Below are 25,686 nucleotides of genomic sequence, written 5' to 3' on the forward strand. Positions count from 1 at the left end.
CCTAGAAGTAGTAACCAATATTAATATTTAAACGTGAACGCCATTTTTCTGGACCATTGTAGATACCGATACCAGGGCCCCCAGCGAACCACATGTTCTTGCCCGCGATCCAATCTACATAGGTGTAGAGTCCATCTTTGATTAAAGTACAGCCTGTAACGTTTTGGATGGAATCCGTTAAACCTGGTTTATTATTAGTAGCGGTATAGGTGAAGTCGTTATAACAGACGACTTTATCTAAAAAGTCATTACCGACCTTAAAGGTCTTTGCTACGTTGAAACTAGTAACGTTAGCTTCGGTAGCGACTTCGAAAGGGAAATCGAAGGCTGACATTGCAATACGATTATTGTCTGTTTGTAGCTCAGGAGCATCTTCATAATCGTAATAAATATGCTGTAATTGAATGTTCCAACTATCGAAGTTTCCATCGAAATGAACAGCAGCGGCGGCATGGTTACCTTGTGCATTTGTTGTGCGATTACGGAACTTACCAGCTTGCAATGATGCACCTACAACATGATCTCCCCACTGATACTGGGCACGGAAGTTGGCTTGGCCATCTTCTTTGTTATCGCTAACATCAGTACTCGCAATATCGAATGAGTAGCGCCCGTAACGTGCCGAGTCATCGTACTCACTATTGAAAAAGTAAGCCGTATCGAAAGTCCAGTCACCGGATGTTTTTGTCCACTTTATGCCGGTGTCATAATCATCTTCGAAGCCCAAATAGTAAGTGCCGCCGAACCAAAAACCGTGAGAAGCGTAGGGGCTAATACCAAAAGGAACCTGTGAAACACCAACCGCTAAACGATTTTCATCGTCGAAGTTATAGCCAACTTCTGCGTGGTGAATGGCATTAAATGTTTGATAAAAGCGAAACTGTGAATCTACGAACCATTTGCCCTTAGTGATATCTACATCGACAGCGAAAAGTTCAAAATCAAAAGCGCCATCACTATCGTTGTCATAATCTTTCCAACCATAGTTTAAACGAACAGCGCCACCAATATTGACTTCAGTTTCATCATCATTGGCGAAGGACTCGCAGGGGAAAGCCATTAAACTACCCAGCATCAATACAGATAAGCCCGATAGAAATTTAGTCATGTCTTATTCCTCAGTGAAAATAAGGGTGTAACCCTAACCGTAACAAACTGACAAAGCAAATTTGCCATGACTGCATAAGGATTAGTAATCAACAACGCCTTATTGAAGTTAAGCAAAGTAATGTGATTTTGCGTTTTGATGAAAAATTAAACATTAGCGCAAATAATCACAATTCAAACTAGGCCCCAAAAAAGGTGAAAATAGAATCACCTAAAAAGTATACCCTTAAGTTCCGCTATTCTGATTATATTTAACAGAATTTTTAATTCTTAATAGCATTTGACTCATGTAAGAACATTCATTCGAGGTATTAATTAATCTAATTAAATTGCATTAGAAAACATAGTGTTAAATAGAAATTAAATCCTGTTATGCAACATAATTGCTCACTATAATTAAGCCACATCATGGTTTATATGGACTATTAAACGTTGAATCCTCTAAAAATATTTATAGCATTTCTGATTTTAGTTATTCCTTTTCAATTAGTTGCCTCGGAAACCTCAAGTAACCTTACCATTAATCTGACTCACCATTGGATAGGTTTTTTAGCGATAGGCATTTTTGCATTGTCGTACTCACTAGTGATTTTTGAGGAAAAACTTCACCTTAGGAAATCTAAGCCTATTTTGGTCTCCGCAGGCTTAATATGGCTCGTTATTGGTATTGTTTATAAGCAATATGGTTTATCTGAAGTAGCAGCGGATGCAGTGAGGCACAACTTCCTTGAGTATGCTGAACTCTTTTTCTTCTTGCTCGTAGCCATGACATACATTAATGCCATGATTGAGCGAGATGTTTTCGACTTGTTGAGAGACTGGCTAGTTAATAAAGGCTTTAGCTACAAACAACTTTTTTGGATGACAGGAATTTTTGCGTTCTTTATATCAACCATTGCAAACAACTTAACTACTGCTTTAATTATGTGTTCGGTGATTCTAGCAGTTGGGAAAGACAACCCAAGGTTTATAGGTATTAGCTGTATTAATATTGTCGTTGCAGCGAACTCTGGCGGTGCTTTCAGCCCATTTGGGGACATCACGACCCTGATGGTCTGGCAAAAAGGAATCGTAGAGTTTTCAGAGTTTTTCGCCTTATTTATACCTTCCGTAGTGAACTTCTTAATTCCAGCACTGATATTCCAATTAGCACTCACAACAGGGCAACCAAAGGCAACAGAAGAGGGTGCTCAAGCTAAAGTTAAAGAGGGTGGTTTGATTATCGTTGGCCTCTTCTTAGTAACCACAGTTACAGCTATAGCTTTCCAGAATTTCCTAGGTTTACCACCAGCGATGGGCATGATGCTTGGCCTTGGATTTTTAAAAGTTTATGGTTTTTTCCTGCGCCAGAAGGAAAAGAAAGTTACTGAAGAAAACCCAACTAGCGTATCTGCGCGTAGACCCTACGATATCTTCGATCGAATCGCACAATCAGAATGGGACACTTTATTTTTCTTCTACGGTGTCATATTAGCAGTCGGAGGGCTAGGCTTCTTAGGCTACTTAGGTATGGCTTCGAGTTACCTTTATGGGGAATTAGGCGCAACACCAGCGAATATACTCGTTGGCGTCTTATCATCATTGGTCGATAACATCCCAGTAATGTTCGCCGTTCTAACGATGCATCCAGACATGCCACATTGGCAGTGGTTGCTTGTGACATTAACCGCTGGTGTAGGCGGAAGCTTATTATCCATCGGCTCAGCTGCAGGTATCGCACTGATGGGACAAGCTCGTGGACATTACACATTCATGACGCATCTGAAATGGACACCAGTGATTGCGCTAGGTTACGTCGCAAGTATCTGGGTGCATATAATGATAAACGGTACATAGACTCGAGTAATTAACACAGATCACGAAAGAACGGTCTATATAGGCCGTTTTTTATATACCTCTCATCTTCTCTACTTTTACATTAATATTCGCATAACTTATATTATGTTAAATTAATTGTTTGTTTGAAAGTGCACATTGGTTATGATTCAAATGTTTGTACATCTAGGCGCTTAGATATGCTCCACCCTAGTAATAGGTTTGCTTTACTCTTCCTGACAAAAAAGTTCATGACACTCAAATTATCTGCTGATAGACTCAAACGCTAATAAGATTTCTTCATAGTAAACATAGAGATAACAATGATAAAAACTTTTCAATGGATAATGGCTCTACTATTTATTTGCTTAGTATCCACGAACTCAAAAGCCGCCCCTAAAGAATCTGGTAATGACATAAAGTTGATTAACACTCTATTTGAAAATTATATGGCTAAGTACAATCATTACTTATCTCATAGCGAATTCAACAAAGAGCCAGACTTGTATCATGATAATGTAATGATCGTTTCAAATAGCAACGGCTCAAACACATTGAGTTCAGATAATTTATATAAGCAAGTTAAAGTTTTTCTTGATTCCTTGAAGGCTCAAGGTGTAAATAACGTACAGTGGGAGTCTACTAATATACAAATTCTAGACACTAATCTTGCGGTTGTGAGTAATATCGCAGTGCGGTACTTGATTAATGGTGACATTCATAACAAGGTTGGCGCCACCTACTTTGTTAATAAACACAAAGGTGAGTGGAAAATTTCAGCCTTTTCAGTGCATAACTATGCAAATACTCTGTAATTAGGTGTATAGGCTAGGCTAATACTGCCCCGATAGTTTTTAATATAAACGTCAATGGTTTAGCTAATTAAGTGGTATCTGAAACTACATATGATAAGCTTCTCGACCTCATTTGTATTACAGCATTAAACAAGTAAGACAGATAGCATGCTAGATACCACTTTACTATTGCTTTTTATTCCCACATTCCTAGTGATTTCTGCTACCCCTGGGATGTGTATGACTTTGGCGCTGACGCTAGGCATGAGCATTGGCGTTCGTCGTACAATGTACATGATGTGGGGAGAATTAATTGGTGTGGCCATGGTTTCAGTGTTGGCTGTTGTTGGTGTTGCTAGCATCATGCTGAATTATCCCTCGGCTTTTTTCGTCTTAAAATATGCTGGCGGCGCTTACCTTGTCTACCTAGGTATCCAAATGTGGCGTTCGCGTGGCAAAATGGCGATTAGCCTTGATGAACACAGCCCCAAGTCTGTGTCTGGAAGGCAATTGGCGATGCAAGGTTTCGTTACCGCAATCGCTAACCCTAAGGGCTGGGCTTTTACCGTATCTTTATTACCCTCATTTATAAACCCTAGTCTAGCTATGCCACCACAACTGGCCGCCCTTGTGGTGATTATATTGCTCAGTGAGTTTATGTTTTTGATGATATACGCTACTGGCGGAAAGACTTTAAGGCGTTTGTTACAACGCAGTGACAATGTTCGACTGATTAATCGACTCTCAGGTAGCTTAATGATCGCAGTCGGTACCTGGCTGGCATTGGGGTAAGCCCATAATTCAGAGGTGCGTCGCGACGCACCTTACGCTTACTAATAAACTCTATCGTCTATAAAACTTATTACTGTAAAGTTACCTTATAAATGTTCCATTATTAAAGTCTTCGAACGCTTCTTTAATCTCTTCGTCACTATTCATGACAAATGGACCATAACCTACGACAGGTTCATTCAGTGGCTCGCCGGTTAGCATAAGTAACTTAACATTATCATTGGCTTCTAATTTTACTGTATCGCCTTCACGGTGAAATACAGCAACTTGGCCCTGACGTAAAATGTCTGAGTCGTTAATTTGAACTGAACCTGAGCGGCTCAGAATGAGACAGTTATGTCCTTCGGGTATCTTGAACTCGTACTCGCCTGTGCTGAGGATCAGGTCCCACATATTGATTGGGCTGTGTACCTTCGCTGGCCCTTCAACACCCTCATAGCTACCTGCTATAACACTTAAAGTGCTATTATTGTCGAGCTCAACCGAAGGAATATCGGCTCGGACAATTCCCTGGTAGCCGGGCTTGGTCATTTTATCTTTCTTAGGTAAATTAACCCATAACTGCACCATTTCCATAGTGCCACCAGTTTTCGAAAAGTCCTCAGAATGATACTCTTCATGAATCACGCCAGAGCCCGCCGTCATCCACTGAACATCACCAGGGCCAATGGTTCCACCGGCTCCAGTGGAGTCTTTATGTGATATTTCGCCTTCATAAGCGATAGTGACTGTTTCAAATCCTCTGTGTGGGTGCTTCCCTACTCCTCTTCTTTTATCGGTTGGGGAAAACTCGCGAGGTTCAGCATAGTCTAGTAATAGGAATGGGCTAAGTAGCTCACTATAATTTTGATAAGAAAAGAGTGATTGGACAGCGAAACCATCGCCTACCCAATGCATTTCTCTACCTCTATGTATCGTTTGGACTTTTTTCATACTATTTCCTATAAGGAATCTTAATCTTCTTTATAGTTTTGGAGTCTCACCGGGCTCTGTTGTAAAAAGATCACTCCATTCTGGGTGTCGTGCATACTGCGCTCTGACGAAGGGACAAATCGGAATTATTTTGAAGTTTTCTTTTTTAGCATCTTCAAGCATGAAATTAAGTAAAGCTTTGGCGACGCCCTGCCCTGACATGCTTTTAGGGACTCCTGTGTGATCGGCGCTAATAACTCCTTCACTTCGTAGGGTAAAGGTTATTTCTCCTTCACCTTCGCGACCATCGATACGGGCAACGTATCGACCACCTTTATCACCATTTAGCTCTTTAGAAATTTTTATATCAGACATAATTAGCGAGTGTTGAATTGGTTTACACCTATCTTTCCATAAGATTTGGCGACTTGCAACGTAGCTATAGTTGCCCCTTTTTGTCTTACCTAGCGTTGGATATTAGAAGAGTCGCCTCGGACGATATATGCAGCGCCCGAGGCTGGCTATTAAACTGATTTTATAAAGGTTCGGGTTTTACCGCTTTAATATGAACTCGATCCTTGCCTGAGTAACGATCGCCTTTGACCTGTTCCATTAGTCGCTCTTTATCTCTTCGGCGAATATCATTGATATGATCAAGTGCTTCGTTCTCATCTACACCAACCCCGATCAATACTTGTTTGCTTAGTTCTAACGCTGAGTCGAAAGTTTCTCTTACTGAAAAGCTAATGTCTTTTGAGTAAAGCTCGACTGAGTGAATACGATCATAAGAGCGTGCAAAAATCTTCGCATTTGGGTTTGAAGCTTGGATTTTTTCAATAATATGGTTTGTGGTAGACGGCGCATCGGTACAGATAATCACGGCATTGAAGCGTGAGATGCCAGCGGCTTTAAGAATGTCTCGTCTTCTGCCATCGCCAAAGTGAATTCTAAATCCAAATGTAGCGGCATCTCTTACGCGATCCGCGTCATTATCTAGAATAGTAATATCGTAGCCTTTAGAAAATAGTGGCTGCGATACTACTTGTCCAAATCGTCCAAAACCTATAATCAGAACTTCGCCTTTTGTATCATTAAAGTCCTCGTCGATAATATCTTCGGGAGCTTTAGATAGAGCCAGTGGTGCCAACTTTTCAAACAGTGGTGAAATCGCCATAGAGACTGAAACAATGGCGATTAAAATTGATGAAAGCTCTGAATTAAAGACGCCAGCAACAACGGCCGCGCCGAAAAGGACAAAGCCATACTCGCCTAGCTGAGCCAGTCCGAAGGAGGTTCGAACGCTGTTATTGTGAGCATTGCCGAAAAGTCTGGCAATTGTGTAAATTGTTATAGCTTTTACTAGCATCACAGCAGGTGCTGCCAACAAAATGATGGACCAGTTTTGTACGACTATTTGTAAGTCTATCGATAAACCAACAGCAATAAAGAACAAGCCTAGGAAAAGGCCTCGGAAAGGTTCAATGTTGGCTTCTACTTCGTGTCGATAGGAAGATTCAGCCAGCATCACGCCCGCAATAAAGGATCCCATTGCATAGGACATACCCACCGCATCCATTAGCATGGCCGCGAAAATCACCACGCCAAGGGCGCTAGCGGTCATGATTTCTTGAGTTCGGGTTTTAGCGAGAAGTTTAAACAGCGGGTCTAATAAATATTTCCCTACTAAAATTAACACGCCAATAGCGCTGAGCGCCAAGCCTAAGTTGATTAAGCTTTGCTGGGTATCGATGCTTTCGCCTGATGGTGATAGCAACGTCACCATAAGTAGTAGCGGCACAATCGCTAGATCTTGAAACAGCAGTATACTGAAGGATTTTTTGCCATGAGCCGTGTTTTTCTCACCACTTTCTTCAAGCTGGCTCATCACCATTGCTGTTGAGGATAGCGCCATACCGAGGCCAATGACGAGCGATACGGGAATACTATAGCCAAGCACTAAACACACACCACCTATGACAAGGCCACAACCGAGTACCTGAAACAGCCCTAAGCCGAAGATGTCTTTGCGCATATTCCATAGCTCTGAGGGTTTCAGCTCCAGTCCAATGACGAATAAAAAGAGCACCACACCGAACTCTGAAAAGTGCAGCAACTCTTCTGGGTGTTCGGCAAACTTGCCGGAGAACAGCAGGTTGACCGTAATCCCTGAGACTAAAAAACCAAGAATTGCACCAAGCCCACTTCGTTTAAAGACAGGTACAAATACACATGACACTACTATTAACAGTAGCGCTTGGAGAAACATTAACTCCATATGATTAAAGTTAAATTCCACGAGGCCCTCTTTATCTACTTAATTTAATGCTTGTTGTTGGCTAACTTTAATCGTCAGACATTTAGGTCTTTAATTAAATCGATTCTAAGAACTCAGCTACTAGTGCTTTTACTTTAGCTGAAATTTCCTCATCAAGTCGCCCACTATCTTTGTCAAAATGCTCATAATATGACGGTACGCTTAGGGTGTTTTTTATATCAGCGCCCCACCAAGGCATGATGGATGTTAAATGTTCGAGATTGTTCATGCCACCTCTTTTGCCCGGTGATGTACTCAATAAGCAAAGAGGTTTGTTGTGAAAGACTTTGTTTTTCCCAAGCTCTGGGTAACGGGAGCACCAGTCGACAAGGTTTTTAAAAGCCGCGGGCATTGAGCTATTGTGCTCGGGAGTAGCGAGAATGATAGCATCACTATCTTGTACGTGTTGTAAAAATTCTAGCGCCGCAGCTGGGTATGGCTGGTCATCACCCTCTAGATCCTGGCTAAACACAGGAAGGTCAAAGTCGGCCATAGTTTTAAAAGTGAAATCGTTATCGTTAAGATGCGCCACACATTCTTTGAGTAATACTTTATTGATAGACTTGCTGCTATTGCTTGCACAAAATGCGAAAACCTTCATTAAAACCCCTGTTCATTGTTTTTATTGCTGTCTTTATTGCTTTTTAAAATACTGTATTTAGGGCTTGAGATCTACGTATGATAAAACCTATTCGGTGAAGTTTTTGTATTCTTTACGATTAAGCTAAGAGCAAGTTTGCAAGCACATAATAACGCAAAATCTTACCGATACTAACTAAAATCAGAAACCAAACTAGACGCACACGCATGACTCCAGCGATGACAGTCAAAGGATCGCCAATCACAGGAACCCAAGCAAAGAGTAAAACGGGTAAGCCATATTTATTGAACTTCTCTTCAGCTTTAACAAAGTCTGATTCCGACATTTTGAGCCATTTTTGTAGAACTGTTTTACTTGCCCAATAGCCGAGCGCATAGTTTGTTAGCGAACCAAGTACATTGCCGACGGTTGCAACTATCACTAGAAGTTGTGGCGATAACCCATTGATAATTAATGCACCGAGAACTAACTCTGAGCTTAAGGGCAATATTGTTGCGGCAAGAAAAGAAGCTATAAAAAGCCCTATATAGCCGTAATCAACGAGCAAATCCATGATTAACTCTGCTTAAAAATTGTCATCACAAAAGGCTTTAATCTTGTCAATGAATAAGCGTAAACGGGTCGATATATATTGCCTAGTTGGGAACACAGCGTAAAGATTTCTTTCGGGATAGGAGCGGTAATCAGGAAGGATTTGTACAAGCTCGCCACTTTTTAATTCTTTTTTAACGAAAATTGCTGGGCAAATAATGATACCAATTTTTTGACAAGCAGCCTCAATCATCATCTCAGCAAAGTCAGTTTTGAAGGTGCTTGATAGCGCAACGACGCCTTCTTTGCCATCAGGACCCTGATAGCGCCACTCTTGGGCACCTTTATTGCGTGTATAGGCAACGACATTATGCGACGTTAAGTCTTCGGGAGTCTTGGGTTGACCGTGTTGCTCGACATATTCTGGACTACAAAAGACTTGTATTGGCGCTGGGGCTAATCGTCTTGCGACTAAACTTGAATCTTGAAGAGCACCAATTCTTAGAACTAAATCGAACCGCTCTTCCGTTATATCCACCATGCGGTCGTCAAACGACACGTCTAAAGTAACGTCTGGATATTCTTTAGCAAATTCTGCAATGGGCTTCTTTAGATAGTGAGTGCCTAAACTGGTAGGAATACTGACCTTTAGGTTTCCGCGCGGTGTATCGCGAAGTTCATGGATCACGTCGGCGGCTTCTTTTAGCTCATCAATGGCAAAACTAGCCCTTTCGAAGTATATGGCACCCTCCTCGGTTAGGCTGACCTTGCGCGTGGTTCTTGTGAATAGCTTAACTTTTAACTCGTCTTCTAAATGCTGAATTTGTTTAGAAACAGCCGAGCCCGTTAGCCCTAAGTTCCTCGCAGCGCCTGAAAAACTGTTCTCTCTGGCGACTTCGATAAAAATTTCTATTCTTGATAAGGAATTGATACTGCTCACCCGATTAAGTCCGATATGGAAACAATTATATTACAAAATCGGGGATTATCAACTTTGGGTTGCTGAGTTAAGATAGCTTCAACGGTTAACGAACCAACCAATTAACTTTTTAGGAGAGATATTATGAACAACTTAAACGCACACAACCACGCAGCTTTTTTATAACGACTATCGTTAGGTGTTATTTTATTAGCACACGGTTTAATGAAAATTATGATTTTCACTATTCCAGGTACAGTCGGTTATTTTGAAAGCATTGGCTATCCAGCAATTATAGCCCATTTGACGATTTGGGGTGAAGTCCTAGGTGGCGCAGCCATGATCGTTGGCTTTCATACACGAATCGTTGCTTTATTGAGCTTACCAATCTTATTGGGTGCAGCTTGGACTCACATGGCTAACGGCTGGGTGTTTAGTAGCGAAGGTGGCGGCTGGGAATTCCCTGTCTTAGTAGTAATGTAAAGTAATTTTTTCATAAACAACCTCATAGTTTTAATAATTTCTTTTTCCACAAGAAGAATACGGCAGGGATAACAAGTAGTGTTAAAACAACCGCGCTAGCCATGCCACCCACCATAGGAGCAGCAATTCGGCTCATAACTTCAGAGCCTGTGCCTGAACCGTATAAAATTGGTAAGAGACCTACAATAATGGACATGGCGGTCATCATAACTGGGCGTACACGCAGTCCCGCGCCCGTTTTAACGACGTCAATTAATAACTCTAAGTTTGGACTTCGGTTATTTTCTTGGCACTTATCCAGCATCTCTTTATAGGCTTGGTTCAGGTAAACCAACATGATGACGCCAATTTCCACGGCCACTCCTGCCAAAGCAATAAAGCCCACACCAACGGCTACTGAGAAGTTAAAGCCCTGTAGATACATAAGCCAAATACTTCCGACCATCGCCAGAGGTAAGCTGCCCATAATGATGGCGACTTCAGTAAAGCTTTTGAAATTCAGGTAAAGAAGCAGCACGATAATTGCCAAAGTTAGTGGGATAACATAGTTCAGCTTTTCTTTGGCTCTTAACATGTACTCATATTGCCCTGACCAATTGATAGAATAGCCCGCCGGAAGCACCAGTTGCTCTGAGACAATTTGTTGTGCTTCTTCGACATAGCTGCCTAAATCAACATCATCAATATCGACCAAGGTCCAGCCGTTCAAACGCGCGTTTTCGCTTTTAATCCCTGGAGGACCATCCTTGACCGAAATATCAGCAACATCACCAAGCATTACACGCTGTTTGTTGGCAGTGACAATCGGTAGCTCTGCAATTTTTTCAGGAGAATCACGATACTCCTGCGGGTAACGTAAGTTAATAGGGTAGCGTTCTAGACCTTCTACCGTATAAGAGACATTCATCCCCCCTATCGCGGCGCCAATAACACTTTGGATCTGCTGAATAGTAAGCCCATATCGAGCGGCTCGAACTCGATCAATATCAATATCAATATAACGACCACCAGCGACCCTCTCCGAATAGACCGAGCTGGTACCAGGGATATCTTTTAAAATAGATTCCAGTTGCTTTCCAATGTCTTCAATTACAGCTAAGTCAGGCCCTGCTACTTTTATTCCTACAGGGGTTTTAATACCAGTTGAAAGCATATCGATACGAGTTTTAATTGGCATCACCCAAGCGTTAGTAAGCCCTGGGAATTTAACTAAGGCATTAAGCTCATCTTTAATAGAGTCCGTCGTAACCCCTTCTCGCCACTCAGACTTAGGCTTAAACTGAATAAAGGTTTCTATCATCGTCAAAGGCGCCGGGTCAGTAGCCGATTCGGCACGCCCAATCTTGCCGAAGACAGTATCAACTTCTGGCACTGTCTTAATAAGACGATCGGTTTTCTGCAGTATCTCTCGTGCTTCTCCTATCGACAGACTCGGGTAAGTAGTCGGCATATACATCAAATCCCCTTCATCTAGCGGAGGAATAAACTCAGAACCGATTTTATTTACAGGCCAAAAGCCAATGGCTAAGACAACCAGTGCACTTAACAAAGTAGTCTTGGGGAACCTCAATACAGTATTAAGGGCCGGTTTATAAATATAGGTTAAACCACGATTTACTGGGTTCTTATGTTCAGGACGTACTCTGCCCCTTACAAAATACCCCATAAGGACAGGAACAAGTGTAATCGCTAGAATCGCAGCAGCTGCCATAGCATAGGTCTTGGTAAAAGCCAGTGGCGAAAACATTCGACCTTCTTGCGCCTCTAGGGTGAATACCGGTACAAAACTCACGGTAATAATGAGCAAGCTAAAGAAAAGTGCTGGGCCAACTTCTTTAGCGGAGTTATGCACAATTTCCCATCGGTTTTGCGATGTTAAAGGTGTTCGCTCCATGTGCTTGTGCATATTTTCTATCATCACGATGGCCCCATCGACCATAGCACCGATGGCAATAGCGATCCCCCCTAGGGACATGATGTTGGCGTTTAGCCCTTGAATATTCATGATGATGAAAGCAACCAAAATACCAATGGGTAAGCTGATAATTGCTACTAAAGAAGAGCGGATATGGAATAGGAAAAAGATACAAACAAGCGCAACGATGGCAAACTCTTCGAGTAATTTAAACCACAGATTAGAAACTGCATCTTCAATCAATCCAGAACGATCGTATACCGTAACAATTTCTACGCCTTCAGGGAGCCCTTTTTTAAGGTCTTCAAGCTTTGATTTAACGCCATTGATAGTTGCCTGTGCATTTTCGCCATAACGCATGACGACAATGCCGCCGACGACTTCACCCTGCCCGTTGAAGTCAGCGATTCCACGACGCATTTGTGGCCCCGTAGTAATTTCGGCGACCTCGCCTAATAACAAAGGCGTACCTTTTAGGTTCATGCCTAGCGGTATATTTTCTAGATCTTTAGTACTTTGTACGTAGCCACTAACGCGAACCATATACTCGGCTTCTGCTAATTCCACCACTGAAGCGCCTACTTCTTGGTTACTTTGCTGGATGGCAACTTTGATCAAGTCGAGTGGAATATTCAGCGCCTTTAGCTTTTCGGGATCCACTTTAACTTGGTATTGTTTCACCATGCCGCCAACAGGTGCGACTTCTGAAACGCCTGGAACCGTTTGCAACTCATACTTCAAGAACCAGTCTTGAATAGACCTAAGTTCACTTAGGTCGTGTTTTCCGGTTTTATCCATCAAAGCATACAGATAGACCCAGCCTACACCTGTAGCATCGGGCCCAAGCTGTGGTTTCGCCGTTGCCGGAAGATTAGGCGCAACTTGGCTTAAATATTCTAGTACACGACTTCTGGCCCAATAAATATCAGTGCTTTCATCAAAAATCACATAGACATAAGAATCACCAAAGAATGAAAAACCTCTCACCGTCTGTGCGCCGGGCACTGAAAGCATGGCTGTGGTTAGTGGATAAGTCACCTGATCTTGAACAACCTGAGGCGCTTGGCCCGGATAGCTAGTTTTTACAATGACCTGGACATCAGACAAGTCTGGTAAAGCATCAATTGGGGTTTTCTTCAGAGAGTAAACGCCCAATCCAGCAATGATCACTGTCGCCAATAATACTAAGAAACGATTTTTTATGGACCATTTTATGATGTTGTTAATCATGGTCATGCTCCATTAGACTCGAATGTACTTCAGTAATAAAGAAACCTTCATCGCGTATTTCAAAAGTAAAATCGATATTTTCACCAACAACAAATAAATCTATAGACAAGGAAGAGTCAAGCTCAAAGTCCATGGTCATAGGCTCACGGTTCCATTTTTCAATAGCACCGCGTGAAATATTGACGGTATTGCTATCAACATCCACAGAATTGATAAGTCCAGAGACTCGTGCAGATGGTATTGACATTTTCATATCATGCCCATGATCATTCCCGTGATCGTGCTGCTCGGCGAACCGCTTAAAATCTGACTCGATACTCGACTCGGAGTCGATCAGGAACTGGCCACTTAATACAACCTCATCGCCCTCAACCAAACCATCTAAAACCTCGATATTATCATTGGTTGTGCGCCCTAGTGTGACTCCAACGGATTTAAACTTGCCTTCGCCTAGCGCAAGAACTACTCGATTATTGTCTTCTGTTCGAATAACCGCTTGCTTCGGTACTTGTAATACTTGCTCAGTTGTCGCGGTGTCTATCGAAACTTCAGCGAACATATTAGCTTTAAGCTCATGCTGCGGGTTCTGAACCTCTAATCGAACTTTAGCCGTACGGTTATTCGGATTCACGATAGGATAAATATAATCCACAGTTCCTTGCCAGGATTTCGCCGGTAAATAATCCAAAGCAATCGAAGCATCTTGCCCAACCTTGATGTAAGGCAACTGACGCTCAAAAAGCTCTACTTCAACCCAGACAGTGTCTAGGTTGCCAATCGTCATTAAGCGAGTCCCAGGCTGTAAAAATGCACCTTCTCTAACATCAAGCTGTTCAACAAGCCCACTTGATTTAGCGTAGAAAGTAACATTTTGAAGCGGTTTGCCCCGTTGGTTTAATTTCTTTAATTCCTTTGCGTCAAAACTTAACGAGTCTAGTCGCTGCTTTGCCGCCATTAATAGGCTATTATTATTGCGTTTTTTTGCTAATAAGTATTCTTGCTGTGCATTAACCAATGCCGGTGAATACATTGTGAACAAAGGCTGCCCCGCCTCAATACGTTGACCGCTGTGATTAACAAACAACTTTTCAATCCAACCATCGGTTCGCGTATGCACTCGAGTGATTTTTGTCTCATCGTAAGTCACGTAACCGACTGTTTTGACGTTGTTTACAAGGGAGCCTTTTCTAGCAACACCAGTTTTAACACTGAGATTATTTATAACATTAGGATCTATTTTGACAGTGCCTGGGCTATCATCCGCCCCAGCGCCCTCTTCATAGACGGGTACAAGGTCCATACCCATTGGCGATTTCCCGGGGTTATCACGTCGATAGTTAGCGTCCATAGGCGCAACCCAATACAGAGGCTCTTTAGCTTTTTTACTCTTTGAATCTGAACTACCTTCCGCCCCCTGTTCTGTGCCAAAGCTTAGTAATAACCAAACCGCTAAGGCTCCTAAAACGAAACCTACTAAACTAAAAACTACTGATTTTTTATTCATGACTTTCTCCACTTAAAGCTTTATAAGCTGAAGTGTTATTAATGGGACCTATGCGAGACAGATACTCTGTACTCGTTTCCGACAGGTAATAGTTTGCTGCTAATTTGCTTTTAGCGATTTCTACCTCTATATCGAGTATCGTGAGCTGGACATTAATCTCTTCGACACGAGCCCTCGCTAACTCCGCGAAGTCTCCTTTGTTATTGCTATAGGCTTTCATTAAGCTTTCCGATTGCTGACTGGACTGTGGCGCAATCGTGCTTTTATACAGTTCTTTGCGTTGCTCTAAACGGCTTAGGCGAGATAGTTGGGTGTTGTAAGCTGAGCGAAGCTGTCTCAGTAACAAAGCCTTTTCTTCTCGCTTCGCTTCTTTAGTATAGATAGCACTTTTAACATCAAGATCTTGTTTATTTTCAGTAAATAAAGGCACATCAAATGTAATTCCAACACTAAAGAAGTCGGGACGCTTCATACCATTTGGTGCGTCATCTCGAAGTGCATAACTACCATTCAAGGTGAATTGAGGTTTATAGCTTTGTTTCCTTAGCTCTACGTTCTTTGCTGATAAGTGAATAGTGTTATCAGCTGCCAAGACTAGCGGGTGACGTTGAAGCTTGTTTGAACTTTTCGGTAATTGAATACTCGGCAAGGTTTTGCTAACAAAGTGATAATCGGAATTTTGTGTACTAAACAAATATCCTTGAGGAAGTGTTACGTACTGGCTTAACTGATTAATTGAAGCGTGTAACTTATCTTGATAAACCGTTAATTGGTCATCAAGCTTTGCTAGCTCAAGCTGAGCACGAATAATATCCTCTTGCCCTGTTGAAGATAGGGCTGTGTTGTATTGAATTTCAGCAGCTTCTTTTAATTCCTCTAGTATTGAACCTAATTGGTTAAGTAACTGGATACTCTGTTGGGCTTTATAAACATCTAGCCACAAAGTTCCAACCGACATAATCAGCTGATTTTTTCGATTAACTCTTAAGTTCGGCTCGATTTTAGCTTCTAATTTATTAAGTTTTCTTTTGATATCAAGTGAATCGCCTCTTGCTAGCGTTTGGCTAACACCTAAGGATAGCTGGGTCATACCTTCTTGGTTCAAGCTAAAGCTATCAACTGGCAAATTGGCTAACTTCAAAGAAACCATAGGATCAGGCAACGTCGATTGCGACTCAGCCTGTGCTAATAGTGATTGTTCTTTGTACTGACTCTTCTTCAACCATGGGTCATTCTCAATCGCCATGATGACTATCGATTCGAGCGAATAACTATAACCTGACTCGCTATCGTGGAATCGAACATCTTCTTGAGCTCTCAAACTCAAGCAAAGCTGTGATGAAATTAGTATCGAAAATAGTGTGACTTTAAGCGCACTCATAACCTTGTCTCTAAATGGTTAACATTTCTTGGCGAATTGAACGCCAAATTAGGCTAAGTTGAGCGATCTATAGGTAGTAAAGAGATGCTATAAATGCTCACCAACATTAAGCGGACAGATCTGTCCTGTGTTAGCTTAGGATTGGTGGCTTATAGAGAGATTCGGGTATTAAAGAATGAGAAATCGCCAAATAAAGGCTTACTTGGCTAGAGGTATTAAAATATTCGAACTGTTCGACCGATGTTTGCACCATTGGAACGACGCAGCTCGCCATATCGCAACCGCTAGAGATATCACAACAAGGCATCTCAATCATCGGTTCTGCTTTATTAGCTTTTAAATGAACACTATGGTCCATACCTTTGTGCTTTGCTGTGTCTATCATGCCCACTGACGGGGCTGTCATTGACATATCGCAATGAGGGTTTAGAGCCATAAGTTGTCCCACTACAGATAGTAGCGTCAACAACAATATAGTTTTAATAACTCTAATACTCATGCTTTCTTGAATGCTGTCTTAATTAGCAATAATTGTTTTTATTCTATTCCAGCTTACGTCTTTAGGCAAATCTAGGGGATAAATTAAAAGTTTATTTTCCTATATTTACAATAAATTCTTATTTCCACAAAATCTGTGAACAAGCCTGTGGACAAAACGCCTATCCCAATAACTAGCAAGCTTTGAGCTGTTTTGTTGATTTTTTAACTAGCTTAAAAACTGCACATTTTTAGGCATAAAATGAATATTTATTGAGCTAAATTAATTAGCAATATTGATAGACGTTGGTCATATCCATTATGTTAATTCTGAATTTGTATATAGTCGCAATTATAGGTAACTTTTAATAATGAATTATTAACGGATAAGAATCATGAGTAATTTCTTAGAAAATAGACAAGAAGCAGAATGTACTGAAAAACCCTGTTCCGCCATCGAACAACTAATAAACCCTAAAGAAAAAGATCTAGGCGGCTTCTCTGTACGACGCCTTTTCCCAACAAAAGATAGAAAACAAGTTGGCCCTTGGGTCTTTTTCGATCATATGGGGCCTGCGACGTTCGACCCTGGAATTGGAATCAACGTAAGACCTCATCCTCATATCAACCTTTGTACTGTAACTTATTTATTTGAGGGTGAAATTCTTCATCGCGACTCTTTAGGTAGCTACCAAACAATTACACCAGGTGATATTAATCTCATGGTTGCTGGTAAGGGTATTACCCACTCCGAACGAGAGCGCCCAGAAGTCATGGAAAGCGAGCGAAATCTACATGGCTTGCAGTTATGGATGGCTCTTCCGGAAGAACATGAAGAAACAGAACCAGCGTTCCACCATTATGAAGATGCAGAGATTCCCGCAACAGAAGTTGATGGAGTCGCGGTGCGAGTTATGATTGGTAGCGCTTATGGCAAAACCTCACCTGTCAAAACCTTTTCTGAGACCTTATACGTCGAGGCAAAGCTCACTAAGGGGCAAACGTTAAAGGCTCCACAGGCTGAGGAATGCGCAATTTATGTTGCCGGTGGCGAAGTCGAAGTAGATGGCGTAACCTTAGAACGATACAACATGGCTGTTCTAAAAACAGACCGAGAAGTTAGCGTCAAAACGTCGGACGATTCTCGCATTGCATTTATTGGCGGTGAAAATTTAGGCAAGCGTTACATCGAATGGAACTTCGTTTCAAGTTCCAAAGAGCGCATAGAAAAAGCCAAAGATGACTGGCGTGAAGGACGTTTCCCTAAAGTGCCTGGCGATGAAGAGGAGTTTATTCCACTCCCCTAGTCACCTTATTTAGCCTTAGAGTTCAACTTTAATTGAGCTTGAAACCTTGGTGGCTTTAGAACGAGCTTTTTCGATAGATTCAGCTTTGGCTAAAGCCACACCCATGCGGCGCTTCCCACTAACTTCAGGCTTTCCAAAAAGGCGTAAATGCGTATCTTCCTGCTCTAAGGCTTCTTCTAAATTGCTAAAGCACACTTGATTAGACTTTCCTTCTACCAATATAACTGATGAAGCTGATGGTCCATTCTGTCGAATTACTGGAATTGGTAAACCTAATATTGCACGGGCGTGCAAAGCAAATTCTGAAAGGTCTTGAGACACTAAAGTTACTAACCCTGTATCGTGCGGACGCGGCGACACTTCACTAAAAATAGCTTCATCGCCTTTAATAAAGATTTCTACACCAAAAATCCCTAGCCCTCCTAATTCATCCGTTACGGCTTTTGCCATTGCTTGCGCTTTTTGTAATGCCTTCGGCGTCATAGCTTGCGGCTGCCACGACTCACGATAATCACCGTCCTCTTGTGTATGTCCTATCGGTTGGCAAAATTGAGTGCCATTAACGGCTCTGACAGTTAGTAGTGTGATTTCATAGTCAAAATCTACAAAACCCTCAACAATTACCCTGCCCTCGCCTGAGCGTCCACCTTCTTGTGAATATTTCCAAGCGCTATCAATATCCGCTTCGGACATAACTGTTGACTGCCCTTTGCCCGAGCTGCTCATTACAGGCTTTACAACACACGGAATCCCCACACTTTCTACAGCTGCCTTATATTCTTCATAAGTATCGGCAAACTGATACGGTGATGTTTTAAGTCCTAAGGCTTCTGCCGCCAATCGTCGGATGCCTTCTCTATCCATAGTAAGATTAGTAGCTCTTGCGGTCGGAATAACCGTAAAACCTTCGCTTTCGAGCTCTAAAAGAGTGGCCGTTGCAATAGCTTCGATTTCCGGGACGATTAAATCCGGCTTTTCTTTTATCGCTAATTGTCGCAAAGCATCACCATCTAGCATGTTTATAGTAAAGCTTTTATGAGCCACTTGCATCGCAGGAGCGTTTGAATAACGATCGACTGCAATAACTTCGACGCCATAGCGCTGTAGCTCAATAGCGACTTCTTTTCCAAGCTCACCAGAGCCTAGCAGCATAACTTTTTTAGCGGTATTAGATAGAGGCGTTCCAATCTTAGACATAATCATCACGGTTATTAATTTTAATGCCATAAGATTAACAGTAGCCACAGCACAGTGCAATTTTACAGAGCTATTTGTCTATACCCCAAAGGCTATGCAATAATCACAACAGTTAACTCATGTAAAACATCTATGCTTACACAAGAAGAACTCCTCCAATACAGTCGCCATATTATCCTTCCTGAAATTGATCTTGAAGGTCAGGAGCGTATAAAAAATAGCCATGTTTTAATTATTGGGGCTGGTGGTCTTGGCTCACCGGCAGCAATGTATCTTGCTGCCGCAGGTGTTGGGAGGTTAACGCTAGTCGATGATGATCATGTGGAACGTTCGAATCTACAGCGTCAAATTATTCATAGAATAGGCGCGCTTAAATTGCCCAAAGTGGTTTCCGCCAAAGAAAGTTTGAACAACATAAATCCAAATGTTGATATTCGGGCCATTGAAGCAAGAGCCTCTTTAGAGCTTCTGGATGAGTTGTTGTGCACTGAAAGTTTTAATGCTGTGCTGGACTGTACTGATAATTTCGAAACACGTTTTATAATAAATAAAGCTTCGGTCAGAACTAAAACTCCATTGATTTCAGCAACTGCCGTGGCATTTTCGGGACAACTGGCTGTGTTCAATTTAGCGCCTGAACACGCATGCTACCAGTGCTTATACAGTAATAATGACCTGCCAGAGGGAGACTGCTCAGCTCAAGGGATTCTCTCGCCTGTTGTTGGAACGATGGGGGCATTGCAAGCTACGGAGGCGCTGAAAATCATACTGGAGCTTAATGATCAATCCTCCAGTTTTATGGTTAACTACCGTAGTTTACACAGCGAGTTTAAAACCTATAAAGTTACTAAAGACCCCAAGTGTGTCGTTTGTAGTTAATACCACTTTTTAATTTTAAACCAAATCATTAACCCTATCGCAATAACAAGACATAAGGCTGATACCAACCAAAAGGCATTGCTATATTCCGTGCCAGGCAACCCTGCTACGTTCATCCCTAAGAGTCCTGATAAAAATGTCAGAGGCAGGAAAACAGCTGAAATAATAGACAGAACGTAAAGTCTTTTATTTTGTTCGTACCCGAACTTTGAGAGCAATTGTTCTTGCAACGCCATTGAGCGTTCTCGTGACAATTCTAAGTCCTCTAGGAGCCTAGCAAACTTATCGCGGTCATCCTTCATTTCCTCTAACAACTGTGGCGTAAGTAGCTTGCTTTCTGTTTTAGCAAGCTTTTCTAAAGCATCTCTCTGTGGCATTAAATAGCGTTTAACAGTGGCTGCCTGGCGGCGCAGGCTGCCTAACTCTATTCCCATCTCTCGGCTGTCAGACGTTTCTATGTTGTCTTCTTGAATATCTAGTTGGTTTTCAAAGGTTTCAAAAAAGTCTTCAATTCTTATAGCCAAACGCTCGATCAGGGTTGTTAGAAATTCCCCAGGACTCTTAGGCCCTATAGAGTTTTGTAGGCTTTTTAAAATATCTTCAAGTGACAAACTAGGGCGATTACTACTTGTAATGACTGTATTGTTGTTAATCCATAACCTGATGGAGATCATGTCCTCTGGATCAGAGCCTGCATTTAAATTAACACCTCTCAAACAGAGCAATATTGACTCCTCGTTTTGATAAACAACCGGACGTATATCAACTTTAAGAAGCTGTTCTTTAAAAAGATTGTTCAAACCAGGGTATTCTTCCAACCACTGGCAGTCAGCCTCTTGGCTATAATTCATCTGATACCAGCGGTAAGCTCTTGGGGAGTCATGCTCTTCAGTAATAATACTACCTTGATTTGAAATGTCGTAAATTTGCATTGTAATGTGCCCTTGATTATTCGTCCTTATTCACGTTCTTACTCATTACTATAGGGAAAGCCGTTTGTTCTTCGTCAAATTTAAAATGCAGATCTCTTTGAGGATATGCAATAACAATACCCTCCTTATTAAACTGCTCATGGATGTTAAAACGTATATCACTTCTAATGGTTCTAAGATCCCTAACTTCTGTTACGCTAGCCCAAAACCAAACTTCAAAGATTAAGGCACTATCACCAAAGTCCTCAAAAATTATCGATGGAGCCGGATCGTCAATCACAAACTTATGCTCTTGAAGGATCTCTTGGAGCAACTCTTTAACCCTAACTACATCACTGCCATACGAGACCCCAACCTTTACAGAGGTTCGGATGTTTGGGTCAACAAGCGTCCAGTTAATCAAGTTTGCTTGTAATAAACTGTTGTTAGGGATAACCATATGGGCACCGTCTATCCGACGAATCAGAGTTGAACGATTGCCAACTTCAATTACGCGACCTAAATGCCCTTCATATTCAATAATATCTTTAATTCTAACCGGTCGTTCGGACATCAATATCCAGCCGCTTATAAAGTTATCAATTACTGTTTTCGAAGCAAATCCGGCACCAATGGCTATAGCACCTGAAATAAATGCAAAAGCGGTGAGAGGAATATTAAAAAACGACAAAGTGGTTACGGTAATAACGCCGAGAAAGATGAAGAACAGAAGCCGTTTAAAAACGACTAAATCGTCTTCCGCAAGTTTAAATTTTGCTAGAACTTTTCGAGTTAAAATTTTTGAAATATAGTGGCTAAATAAAGCTGCCAAGATAACAAACAGAATTGCCAGCAAGATCTGTGATGCATTAACGTCAAAGTTTTCACCGATTGAAAATAAGGGTTTTGTTAATAACTTTTGCATCGAAAGAAGCCGCTAAGTGTGAATAGTTCCATCATAGATTAATAAGTTTCATTAAACAATAAAAAAGCCTTAACCAGTTGTTTGTTAAGGCTTTTGTTTTGTCGTTATCTATTTAGATAATTAGTGATCTTTAGCATCTTTCTCAAAAGAAGCGATTAATTCAGGTTTAGCCTTAATCGCGATTAAATCGGCGAGTATATTAGCTGCCTCCTTTAATAAAACATCAGGCTCGTCAGCTTTTTCTTCTTCATCAGTTGAATCATCAACCTCGTCGACTTCTTTTGCAAGCTCAGCCAGTGGCTCAAGTCCTTGTAGCTTTCGCTTTATATTCTCACGCTGTAAGCGTAACTTATCGTTTTCTTGTTGCTTAGCCAAACGCGTATCGTAATTTAAGGACACAACCTTGTTATCTCTCTCCGTTTTTGCACGTTCAACATCGTCTACAAAGAATGCAAACTCTTCATTTGTCTCTCTGCGCTTTTCATGACGGTATTGAAGGTACGGCATAAACTCTTTCAAACTGCCTGTTTTATTAAAGTCAGCCTGCTCAATGGTGTCCCAAGCAAGAGCATTATCATAAGAACTCTCACCGTACTTTTTTGCGTCATAAATCGACGGGAACATAATGTCTGGCTGCACGCCTTTGTTTTGTGTACTTTCCCCAGTAATGCGGTAATACTTCTCGATAGTCAACTTTAAAGCACCTACATTAAGCTCAGGATTTCTTAAATAACGATTTAAATCTGCAATACTTTGCACGGTACCTTTTCCAAAAGTATTCTCACCAATGACAATTCCGCGACCGTAGTCTTGAATCGCACCAGCGAAAATTTCAGAAGCTGAGGCACTCGAGCCATTGACCATCACAGCTAATGGACCGTCATAAATGGTACCGCCCTTCTTATCTTTAAGTACACGAAGTTCTCCACCAATTCTTTGACCTTGAACAACTGGACCTTTATCAATAAAGAGTCCAACTAAATCGACAACTTCGCTTAAAGATCCACCGCCATTGTTTCGCAAATCGATAATTAAGCCGTCAATAGACTCTTTTTTAAGTTCTGTGATTAAGCGTTCAACATCTTTAGTCGTACTACTAACTTCATCACCTTTTTCTTTATTTCGAGCAGCGGCCTCAGAGTAAAAAGATGGTAGTTCAATAATTCCTAAATTAAGCTTTTCTCCATCCTGCTCAACTTCGATAGTATTTGATTTAGCAGCCTGATCTTCCAGCTTAATCTCTTCACGAACAATGCGAACGATTTTTGGCATTCCATCACCAGCATCGGTATAAGGAATAATTTGTAATCTAACGACAGTGCCAGCTTCACCGCGAATAAGGTCTACGACATCGTCATTTCTCCAACCAATTACGTCAACCATTTCACCCTTATCGCCTTGGGCAACACCAATGATTTTATCATTCTTATGGATCTGGCCAGATTTTTGAGCAGGTCCCTTATTAACCACAGATACAATCTTAGTAAACTGATCTTCCTGCGTTAGCACAGCGCCAATGCCTTGAAGTTTAAGGCTCATGTTAATCGCAAAATTCTCGAAACGGCGTGGAGTGTAATAAGTCGTATGCGGATCGATTGCTGAGCTTACAGCATTCATGAAGTATCCAAAGACGTCTTCACTTTTAGTTTGTGACAGTCGACGAATCGCTGAACGGTAGCGACTAGTTAGTTTCTCTTTAATTTCAGCGTCCGATTGTTCCGCTAATTTTAGGTTTAGTGCATCATTCTTAACACGCTTGCGCCATATTTCATTGAGCTCTTTTTCGTTTTTTGCCCACTCGGCTTCTGTCCGATCATAAGCAAAACTTTCGTCAACACTAAAGTCCATAGGCTCTTCGAGTAGTTTTAAAGCATACTCATAGCGTTCACGGAATCGGTTTTCAAAGACTTCAAAGAAAGTGTAAGCCAATTCAATCTTGCCAGTTCTTAACGCATCATCAAACTTGTCCTCGAAAATCTTAAGCTGCTCGATGTCACTTTTGTAAAAGTAACTGCGATTAGGGTCGAATGACTTGACTAACTGTCTGAATGCTTCTTCGGATAATTCATCGTCAAACTTTGGGTGTGAGTAATGGCTTTGCATTAGTAAAAATGCTACCAAGCGACCTGTTTCACCAAACTTTACTTCAGGCTCCATATTCAAGCTAGCAGGTGCCGGCAGCGAATAGACCTCTTGGTGTAATTCCTTGTCAAACTTTTTAGGCGATTTTTGAACGCCAGTATCGGCGGATGCCCCAAAAGATAATCCTAACACTACAGCTAGTAGCCATTTTTTATCAATCATTCAATAACCTTTCGTTAATTTTTATCGTCTCTAGATAGACTGCCTTACCCTCTTAAGGTTGCGTAAATTTACGTAAAATACAAGCCTTAGAGTGTTAAAAAGTGTGATTCAATAAACTCAGAGCGAAAAAAAGGGGCGAAAGCCCCTTTGTTGTATAATAATCAAACACTTTCGATGGTGTTCTACATAAAAGCTTGTAAACCCGTTTGTGAGCGCCCTAGAATTAATGCATGAATATCATGCGTACCTTCGTAGGTGTTGACCGCTTCTAGGTTCATTGCATGACGAATCACATGGAATTCGTCGCAAATCCCATTACCGCCGTGCATATCGCGAGCCATTCGTGCAATATCAAGTGCTTTACCGCAAGAGTTACGCTTTACTAAAGATATCATCTCTGGTGCAAAGCGCTTTTCATCAATCAAACGCCCTACGCGTAGCGCTGCTTGAAGGCCTATAGTGATCTCCGTTTGCATATCCGCTAGCTTCTTTTGGAATAGCTGCATCGATGCTAATGGTTTATTAAACTGTTTACGGTCTAGTCCATATTGGCGTGATGCATGCCAACAGAATTCAGCAGCCCCCATAGCACCCCAAGCGATGCCGTATCGAGCGCGGTTCAAGCAGCCAAATGGTCCGCGCAAACCTTTAACTTCTGGGAACATGTTTTCTTCAGGGACAAAAACCTCGTCCATGACGATTTCACCCGTGATCGAGGCTCTTAATGAAAACTTGCCTTCGATCTTTGGTGCTGAAAGTCCTTCCATGCCTTTTTCTAGTACAAAACCTCGGATATCGTCGTTATCATCTTTGCCCCAAACAACAAACACATCAGCGATCGGTGAGTTGGTAATCCACATTTTTGTACCGCTGATGATATAACCACCATCGACTTTTTTAGCACGAGTTTTCATGCTCGCCGGATCTGAGCCCGAGTCTGGCTCAGTAAGACCAAAGCACCCTACCCACTCACCTGTAGCTAGCTTTGGCAAGTACTTTTCTTTCTGGGCGTCGGTGCCGTATTCATTAATCGGGTGCATTACTAAACTCGACTGCACAGAGAGCGCCGAACGATAGCCTGAATCAACACGTTCAACTTCGCGCGCAACCAGACCGTAAGCAACGTACGATGCGCCAGCGCAACCATAGCCATCAATTGTAGAGCCCAATAAACCTAGTTCACCTAGCTCGCTCATAATTTCACGGTGGAAGATTTCGTGGCGGTTTGCTTCTAAGACACGAGGCATTAATTTGTTTTGGCAATAATCTCTTGCCGTATCGCGAATCAGTCGCTCTTCTTCAGTCAACTGCTCGTCAAGTAGTAGGATATCATCCCAATGTTCTAGTAAGGCTTTAGACATATTCGTTTTAGTTCTAAGGAATGTTGA

21 protein-coding genes and 1 pseudogene are annotated in these 25,686 nt (G+C 41.7%); 6 read left to right on the forward strand and 16 right to left on the reverse strand.

Annotated features, from left to right (window positions below):
- Nucleotide 1 precedes the first annotated feature (1 nt).
- Nucleotides 2–1,108 (reverse strand): hypothetical protein, encoded by a 1,107-nt coding sequence (locus ABD128_RS09790; RefSeq protein WP_343989668.1) that lies wholly within the window; start codon nt 1,106–1,108, stop codon nt 2–4.
- Nucleotides 1,109–1,539: 431 nt separating this feature from the next.
- On the opposite strand from ABD128_RS09790, the gene nhaD reads away from it, so the two are divergent.
- The 3 genes from nhaD (at nt 1,540) to ABD128_RS09805 (ending at nt 4,508) form a co-directional block, all read left to right on the forward strand.
- Nucleotides 1,540–2,943, forward strand: coding sequence for a sodium:proton antiporter NhaD (gene nhaD, locus ABD128_RS09795; protein ID WP_425545688.1), 1,404 nt, complete (start codon nt 1,540–1,542; stop codon nt 2,941–2,943).
- 428 nt (nt 2,944–3,371) lie between these two features.
- Nucleotides 3,372–3,737, forward strand: a complete 366-nt coding sequence (locus tag ABD128_RS09800) for a hypothetical protein (protein ID WP_343989669.1) — start codon at nt 3,372–3,374, stop codon at nt 3,735–3,737.
- A gap of 147 nt (nt 3,738–3,884) precedes the next feature.
- A complete protein-coding gene (locus tag ABD128_RS09805; protein ID WP_343989670.1) occupies nt 3,885–4,508 on the forward strand; it encodes a LysE family translocator in 624 nt (207 codons plus the stop codon).
- A gap of 81 nt (nt 4,509–4,589) precedes the next feature.
- Here ABD128_RS09805 and ABD128_RS09810 read toward each other — a convergent pair whose 3' ends face one another.
- The 6 genes from ABD128_RS09810 to ABD128_RS09835 all read right to left on the reverse strand — a co-directional run bounded on the left by ABD128_RS09810 (nt 4,590) and on the right by ABD128_RS09835 (nt 9,806).
- The gene (locus ABD128_RS09810; protein ID WP_343989672.1) at nt 4,590–5,441 is read right to left on the reverse strand and encodes a pirin family protein; all 852 of its coding nucleotides are present in this window, start codon (nt 5,439–5,441) and stop codon (nt 4,590–4,592) included.
- Between the two features lie 30 nt (nt 5,442–5,471).
- Nucleotides 5,472–5,795, reverse strand: a complete 324-nt coding sequence (locus ABD128_RS09815) for a GNAT family N-acetyltransferase (RefSeq protein WP_343989674.1) — start codon at nt 5,793–5,795, stop codon at nt 5,472–5,474.
- Between the two features lie 160 nt (nt 5,796–5,955).
- Nucleotides 5,956–7,716, reverse strand: a complete 1,761-nt coding sequence (locus ABD128_RS09820) for a cation:proton antiporter domain-containing protein (protein ID WP_343989676.1) — start codon at nt 7,714–7,716, stop codon at nt 5,956–5,958.
- A gap of 73 nt (nt 7,717–7,789) precedes the next feature.
- Nucleotides 7,790–8,335, reverse strand: coding sequence for an NADPH-dependent FMN reductase (locus ABD128_RS09825; RefSeq protein WP_343989678.1), 546 nt, complete (start codon nt 8,333–8,335; stop codon nt 7,790–7,792).
- 118 nt (nt 8,336–8,453) lie between these two features.
- The gene (locus tag ABD128_RS09830) at nt 8,454–8,888 is read right to left on the reverse strand and encodes a YqaA family protein (RefSeq protein ID WP_343989680.1); all 435 of its coding nucleotides are present in this window, start codon (nt 8,886–8,888) and stop codon (nt 8,454–8,456) included.
- 12 nt (nt 8,889–8,900) lie between these two features.
- A complete protein-coding gene (locus ABD128_RS09835; RefSeq protein ID WP_343989682.1) occupies nt 8,901–9,806 on the reverse strand; it encodes a LysR family transcriptional regulator in 906 nt (301 codons plus the stop codon).
- A gap of 177 nt (nt 9,807–9,983) precedes the next feature.
- Between ABD128_RS09835 and ABD128_RS09840 the strand changes: the two are divergent.
- A pseudogene (locus ABD128_RS09840) lies at nt 9,984–10,268 on the forward strand (DoxX family protein); the annotation flags it as partial.
- Nucleotides 10,269–10,290: 22 nt separating this feature from the next.
- Here ABD128_RS09840 and ABD128_RS09845 read toward each other — a convergent pair.
- The 4 genes from ABD128_RS09845 to ABD128_RS09860 form a co-directional block, all read right to left on the reverse strand.
- Complete coding sequence (locus ABD128_RS09845) at nt 10,291–13,413, reverse strand: efflux RND transporter permease subunit (protein WP_343989684.1); 3,123 nt, start codon at nt 13,411–13,413, stop codon at nt 10,291–10,293.
- Nucleotides 13,406–14,917 (reverse strand): efflux RND transporter periplasmic adaptor subunit, encoded by a 1,512-nt coding sequence (locus ABD128_RS09850; RefSeq protein ID WP_343989686.1) that lies wholly within the window; start codon nt 14,915–14,917, stop codon nt 13,406–13,408. Before ABD128_RS09850 ends, ABD128_RS09845 begins: the two co-directional genes overlap by 8 nt.
- Entirely contained in the window at nt 14,910–16,298 is a 1,389-nt protein-coding gene (locus ABD128_RS09855; RefSeq protein ID WP_343989688.1) for a TolC family protein, read from the reverse strand. Before ABD128_RS09855 ends, ABD128_RS09850 begins: the two co-directional genes overlap by 8 nt.
- 130 nt (nt 16,299–16,428) lie before the next feature.
- The gene (locus tag ABD128_RS09860; protein ID WP_343989690.1) at nt 16,429–16,797 is read right to left on the reverse strand and encodes a hypothetical protein; all 369 of its coding nucleotides are present in this window, start codon (nt 16,795–16,797) and stop codon (nt 16,429–16,431) included.
- A 373-nt stretch (nt 16,798–17,170) separates the two neighbouring features.
- On the opposite strand from ABD128_RS09860, the gene ABD128_RS09865 reads away from it, so the two are divergent.
- Entirely contained in the window at nt 17,171–18,082 is a 912-nt protein-coding gene (locus tag ABD128_RS09865; protein ID WP_343989692.1) for a pirin family protein, read from the forward strand.
- 15 nt (nt 18,083–18,097) lie between these two features.
- On the opposite strand, the gene purT is transcribed toward ABD128_RS09865, so the two are convergent.
- The gene (gene purT / locus ABD128_RS09870; protein WP_343990491.1) at nt 18,098–19,279 is read right to left on the reverse strand and encodes a formate-dependent phosphoribosylglycinamide formyltransferase; all 1,182 of its coding nucleotides are present in this window, start codon (nt 19,277–19,279) and stop codon (nt 18,098–18,100) included.
- Between the two features lie 132 nt (nt 19,280–19,411).
- Between purT and ABD128_RS09875 the strand changes: the two genes are divergently transcribed.
- A complete protein-coding gene (locus ABD128_RS09875) occupies nt 19,412–20,158 on the forward strand; it encodes a HesA/MoeB/ThiF family protein (RefSeq protein ID WP_343989694.1) in 747 nt (248 codons plus the stop codon).
- Here the strand turns inward: ABD128_RS09875 and ABD128_RS09880 are convergent.
- The 4 genes from ABD128_RS09880 to ABD128_RS09895 all read right to left on the reverse strand — a co-directional run bounded on the left by ABD128_RS09880 (nt 20,155) and on the right by ABD128_RS09895 (nt 25,659).
- Entirely contained in the window at nt 20,155–21,090 is a 936-nt protein-coding gene (locus ABD128_RS09880) for a zinc transporter ZntB (RefSeq protein WP_343989696.1), read from the reverse strand. The two genes, ABD128_RS09875 and ABD128_RS09880, sit on opposite strands and share 4 nt — an antisense overlap.
- Nucleotides 21,091–21,106: 16 nt before the next feature.
- A complete protein-coding gene (locus tag ABD128_RS09885) occupies nt 21,107–21,994 on the reverse strand; it encodes a mechanosensitive ion channel family protein (RefSeq protein WP_343989698.1) in 888 nt (295 codons plus the stop codon).
- A gap of 120 nt (nt 21,995–22,114) precedes the next feature.
- Nucleotides 22,115–24,298, reverse strand: a complete 2,184-nt coding sequence (locus ABD128_RS09890; protein WP_343989700.1) for a carboxy terminal-processing peptidase — start codon at nt 24,296–24,298, stop codon at nt 22,115–22,117.
- Nucleotides 24,299–24,480: 182 nt separating this feature from the next.
- Nucleotides 24,481–25,659, reverse strand: coding sequence for an acyl-CoA dehydrogenase (locus tag ABD128_RS09895; RefSeq protein ID WP_343989702.1), 1,179 nt, complete (start codon nt 25,657–25,659; stop codon nt 24,481–24,483).
- Nucleotides 25,660–25,686: the final 27 nt, after the last annotated feature.

This window comes from Kangiella japonica, from assembly GCF_039523535.1.
In the GTDB taxonomy this organism is placed as follows: Bacteria; Pseudomonadota; Gammaproteobacteria; order Enterobacterales; family Kangiellaceae; genus Kangiella; species Kangiella japonica.

Coding starts and splice junctions, on each gene's coding strand:
- ABD128_RS09880 (WP_343989696.1), bottom strand. CDS start 21,090: ATGCAAATTTACGACATTTCAAATCAAGGTAGTATTATTACTGAAGAG.
- ABD128_RS09830 (WP_343989680.1), bottom strand. CDS start 8,888: ATGGATTTGCTCGTTGATTACGGCTATATAGGGCTTTTTATAGCTTCT.
- ABD128_RS09895 (WP_343989702.1), bottom strand. CDS start 25,659: ATGTCTAAAGCCTTACTAGAACATTGGGATGATATCCTACTACTTGAC.
- ABD128_RS09825 (WP_343989678.1), bottom strand. CDS start 8,335: ATGAAGGTTTTCGCATTTTGTGCAAGCAATAGCAGCAAGTCTATCAAT.
- ABD128_RS09790 (WP_343989668.1), bottom strand. CDS start 1,108: ATGACTAAATTTCTATCGGGCTTATCTGTATTGATGCTGGGTAGTTTA.
- ABD128_RS09850 (WP_343989686.1), bottom strand. CDS start 14,917: ATGAATAAAAAATCAGTAGTTTTTAGTTTAGTAGGTTTCGTTTTAGGA.
- ABD128_RS09860 (WP_343989690.1), bottom strand. CDS start 16,797: ATGAGTATTAGAGTTATTAAAACTATATTGTTGTTGACGCTACTATCT.
- ABD128_RS09845 (WP_343989684.1), bottom strand. CDS start 13,413: ATGATTAACAACATCATAAAATGGTCCATAAAAAATCGTTTCTTAGTA.
- ABD128_RS09890 (WP_343989700.1), bottom strand. CDS start 24,298: ATGATTGATAAAAAATGGCTACTAGCTGTAGTGTTAGGATTATCTTTT.
- ABD128_RS09875 (WP_343989694.1), top strand. CDS start 19,412: ATGCTTACACAAGAAGAACTCCTCCAATACAGTCGCCATATTATCCTT.
- purT (WP_343990491.1), bottom strand. CDS start 19,279: ATGTCTAAGATTGGAACGCCTCTATCTAATACCGCTAAAAAAGTTATG.
- ABD128_RS09800 (WP_343989669.1), top strand. CDS start 3,372: ATGGCTAAGTACAATCATTACTTATCTCATAGCGAATTCAACAAAGAG.
- ABD128_RS09815 (WP_343989674.1), bottom strand. CDS start 5,795: ATGTCTGATATAAAAATTTCTAAAGAGCTAAATGGTGATAAAGGTGGT.
- ABD128_RS09885 (WP_343989698.1), bottom strand. CDS start 21,994: ATGCAAAAGTTATTAACAAAACCCTTATTTTCAATCGGTGAAAACTTT.
- ABD128_RS09805 (WP_343989670.1), top strand. CDS start 3,885: ATGCTAGATACCACTTTACTATTGCTTTTTATTCCCACATTCCTAGTG.
- ABD128_RS09865 (WP_343989692.1), top strand. CDS start 17,171: ATGAGTAATTTCTTAGAAAATAGACAAGAAGCAGAATGTACTGAAAAA.
- ABD128_RS09855 (WP_343989688.1), bottom strand. CDS start 16,298: ATGAGTGCGCTTAAAGTCACACTATTTTCGATACTAATTTCATCACAG.
- ABD128_RS09810 (WP_343989672.1), bottom strand. CDS start 5,441: ATGAAAAAAGTCCAAACGATACATAGAGGTAGAGAAATGCATTGGGTA.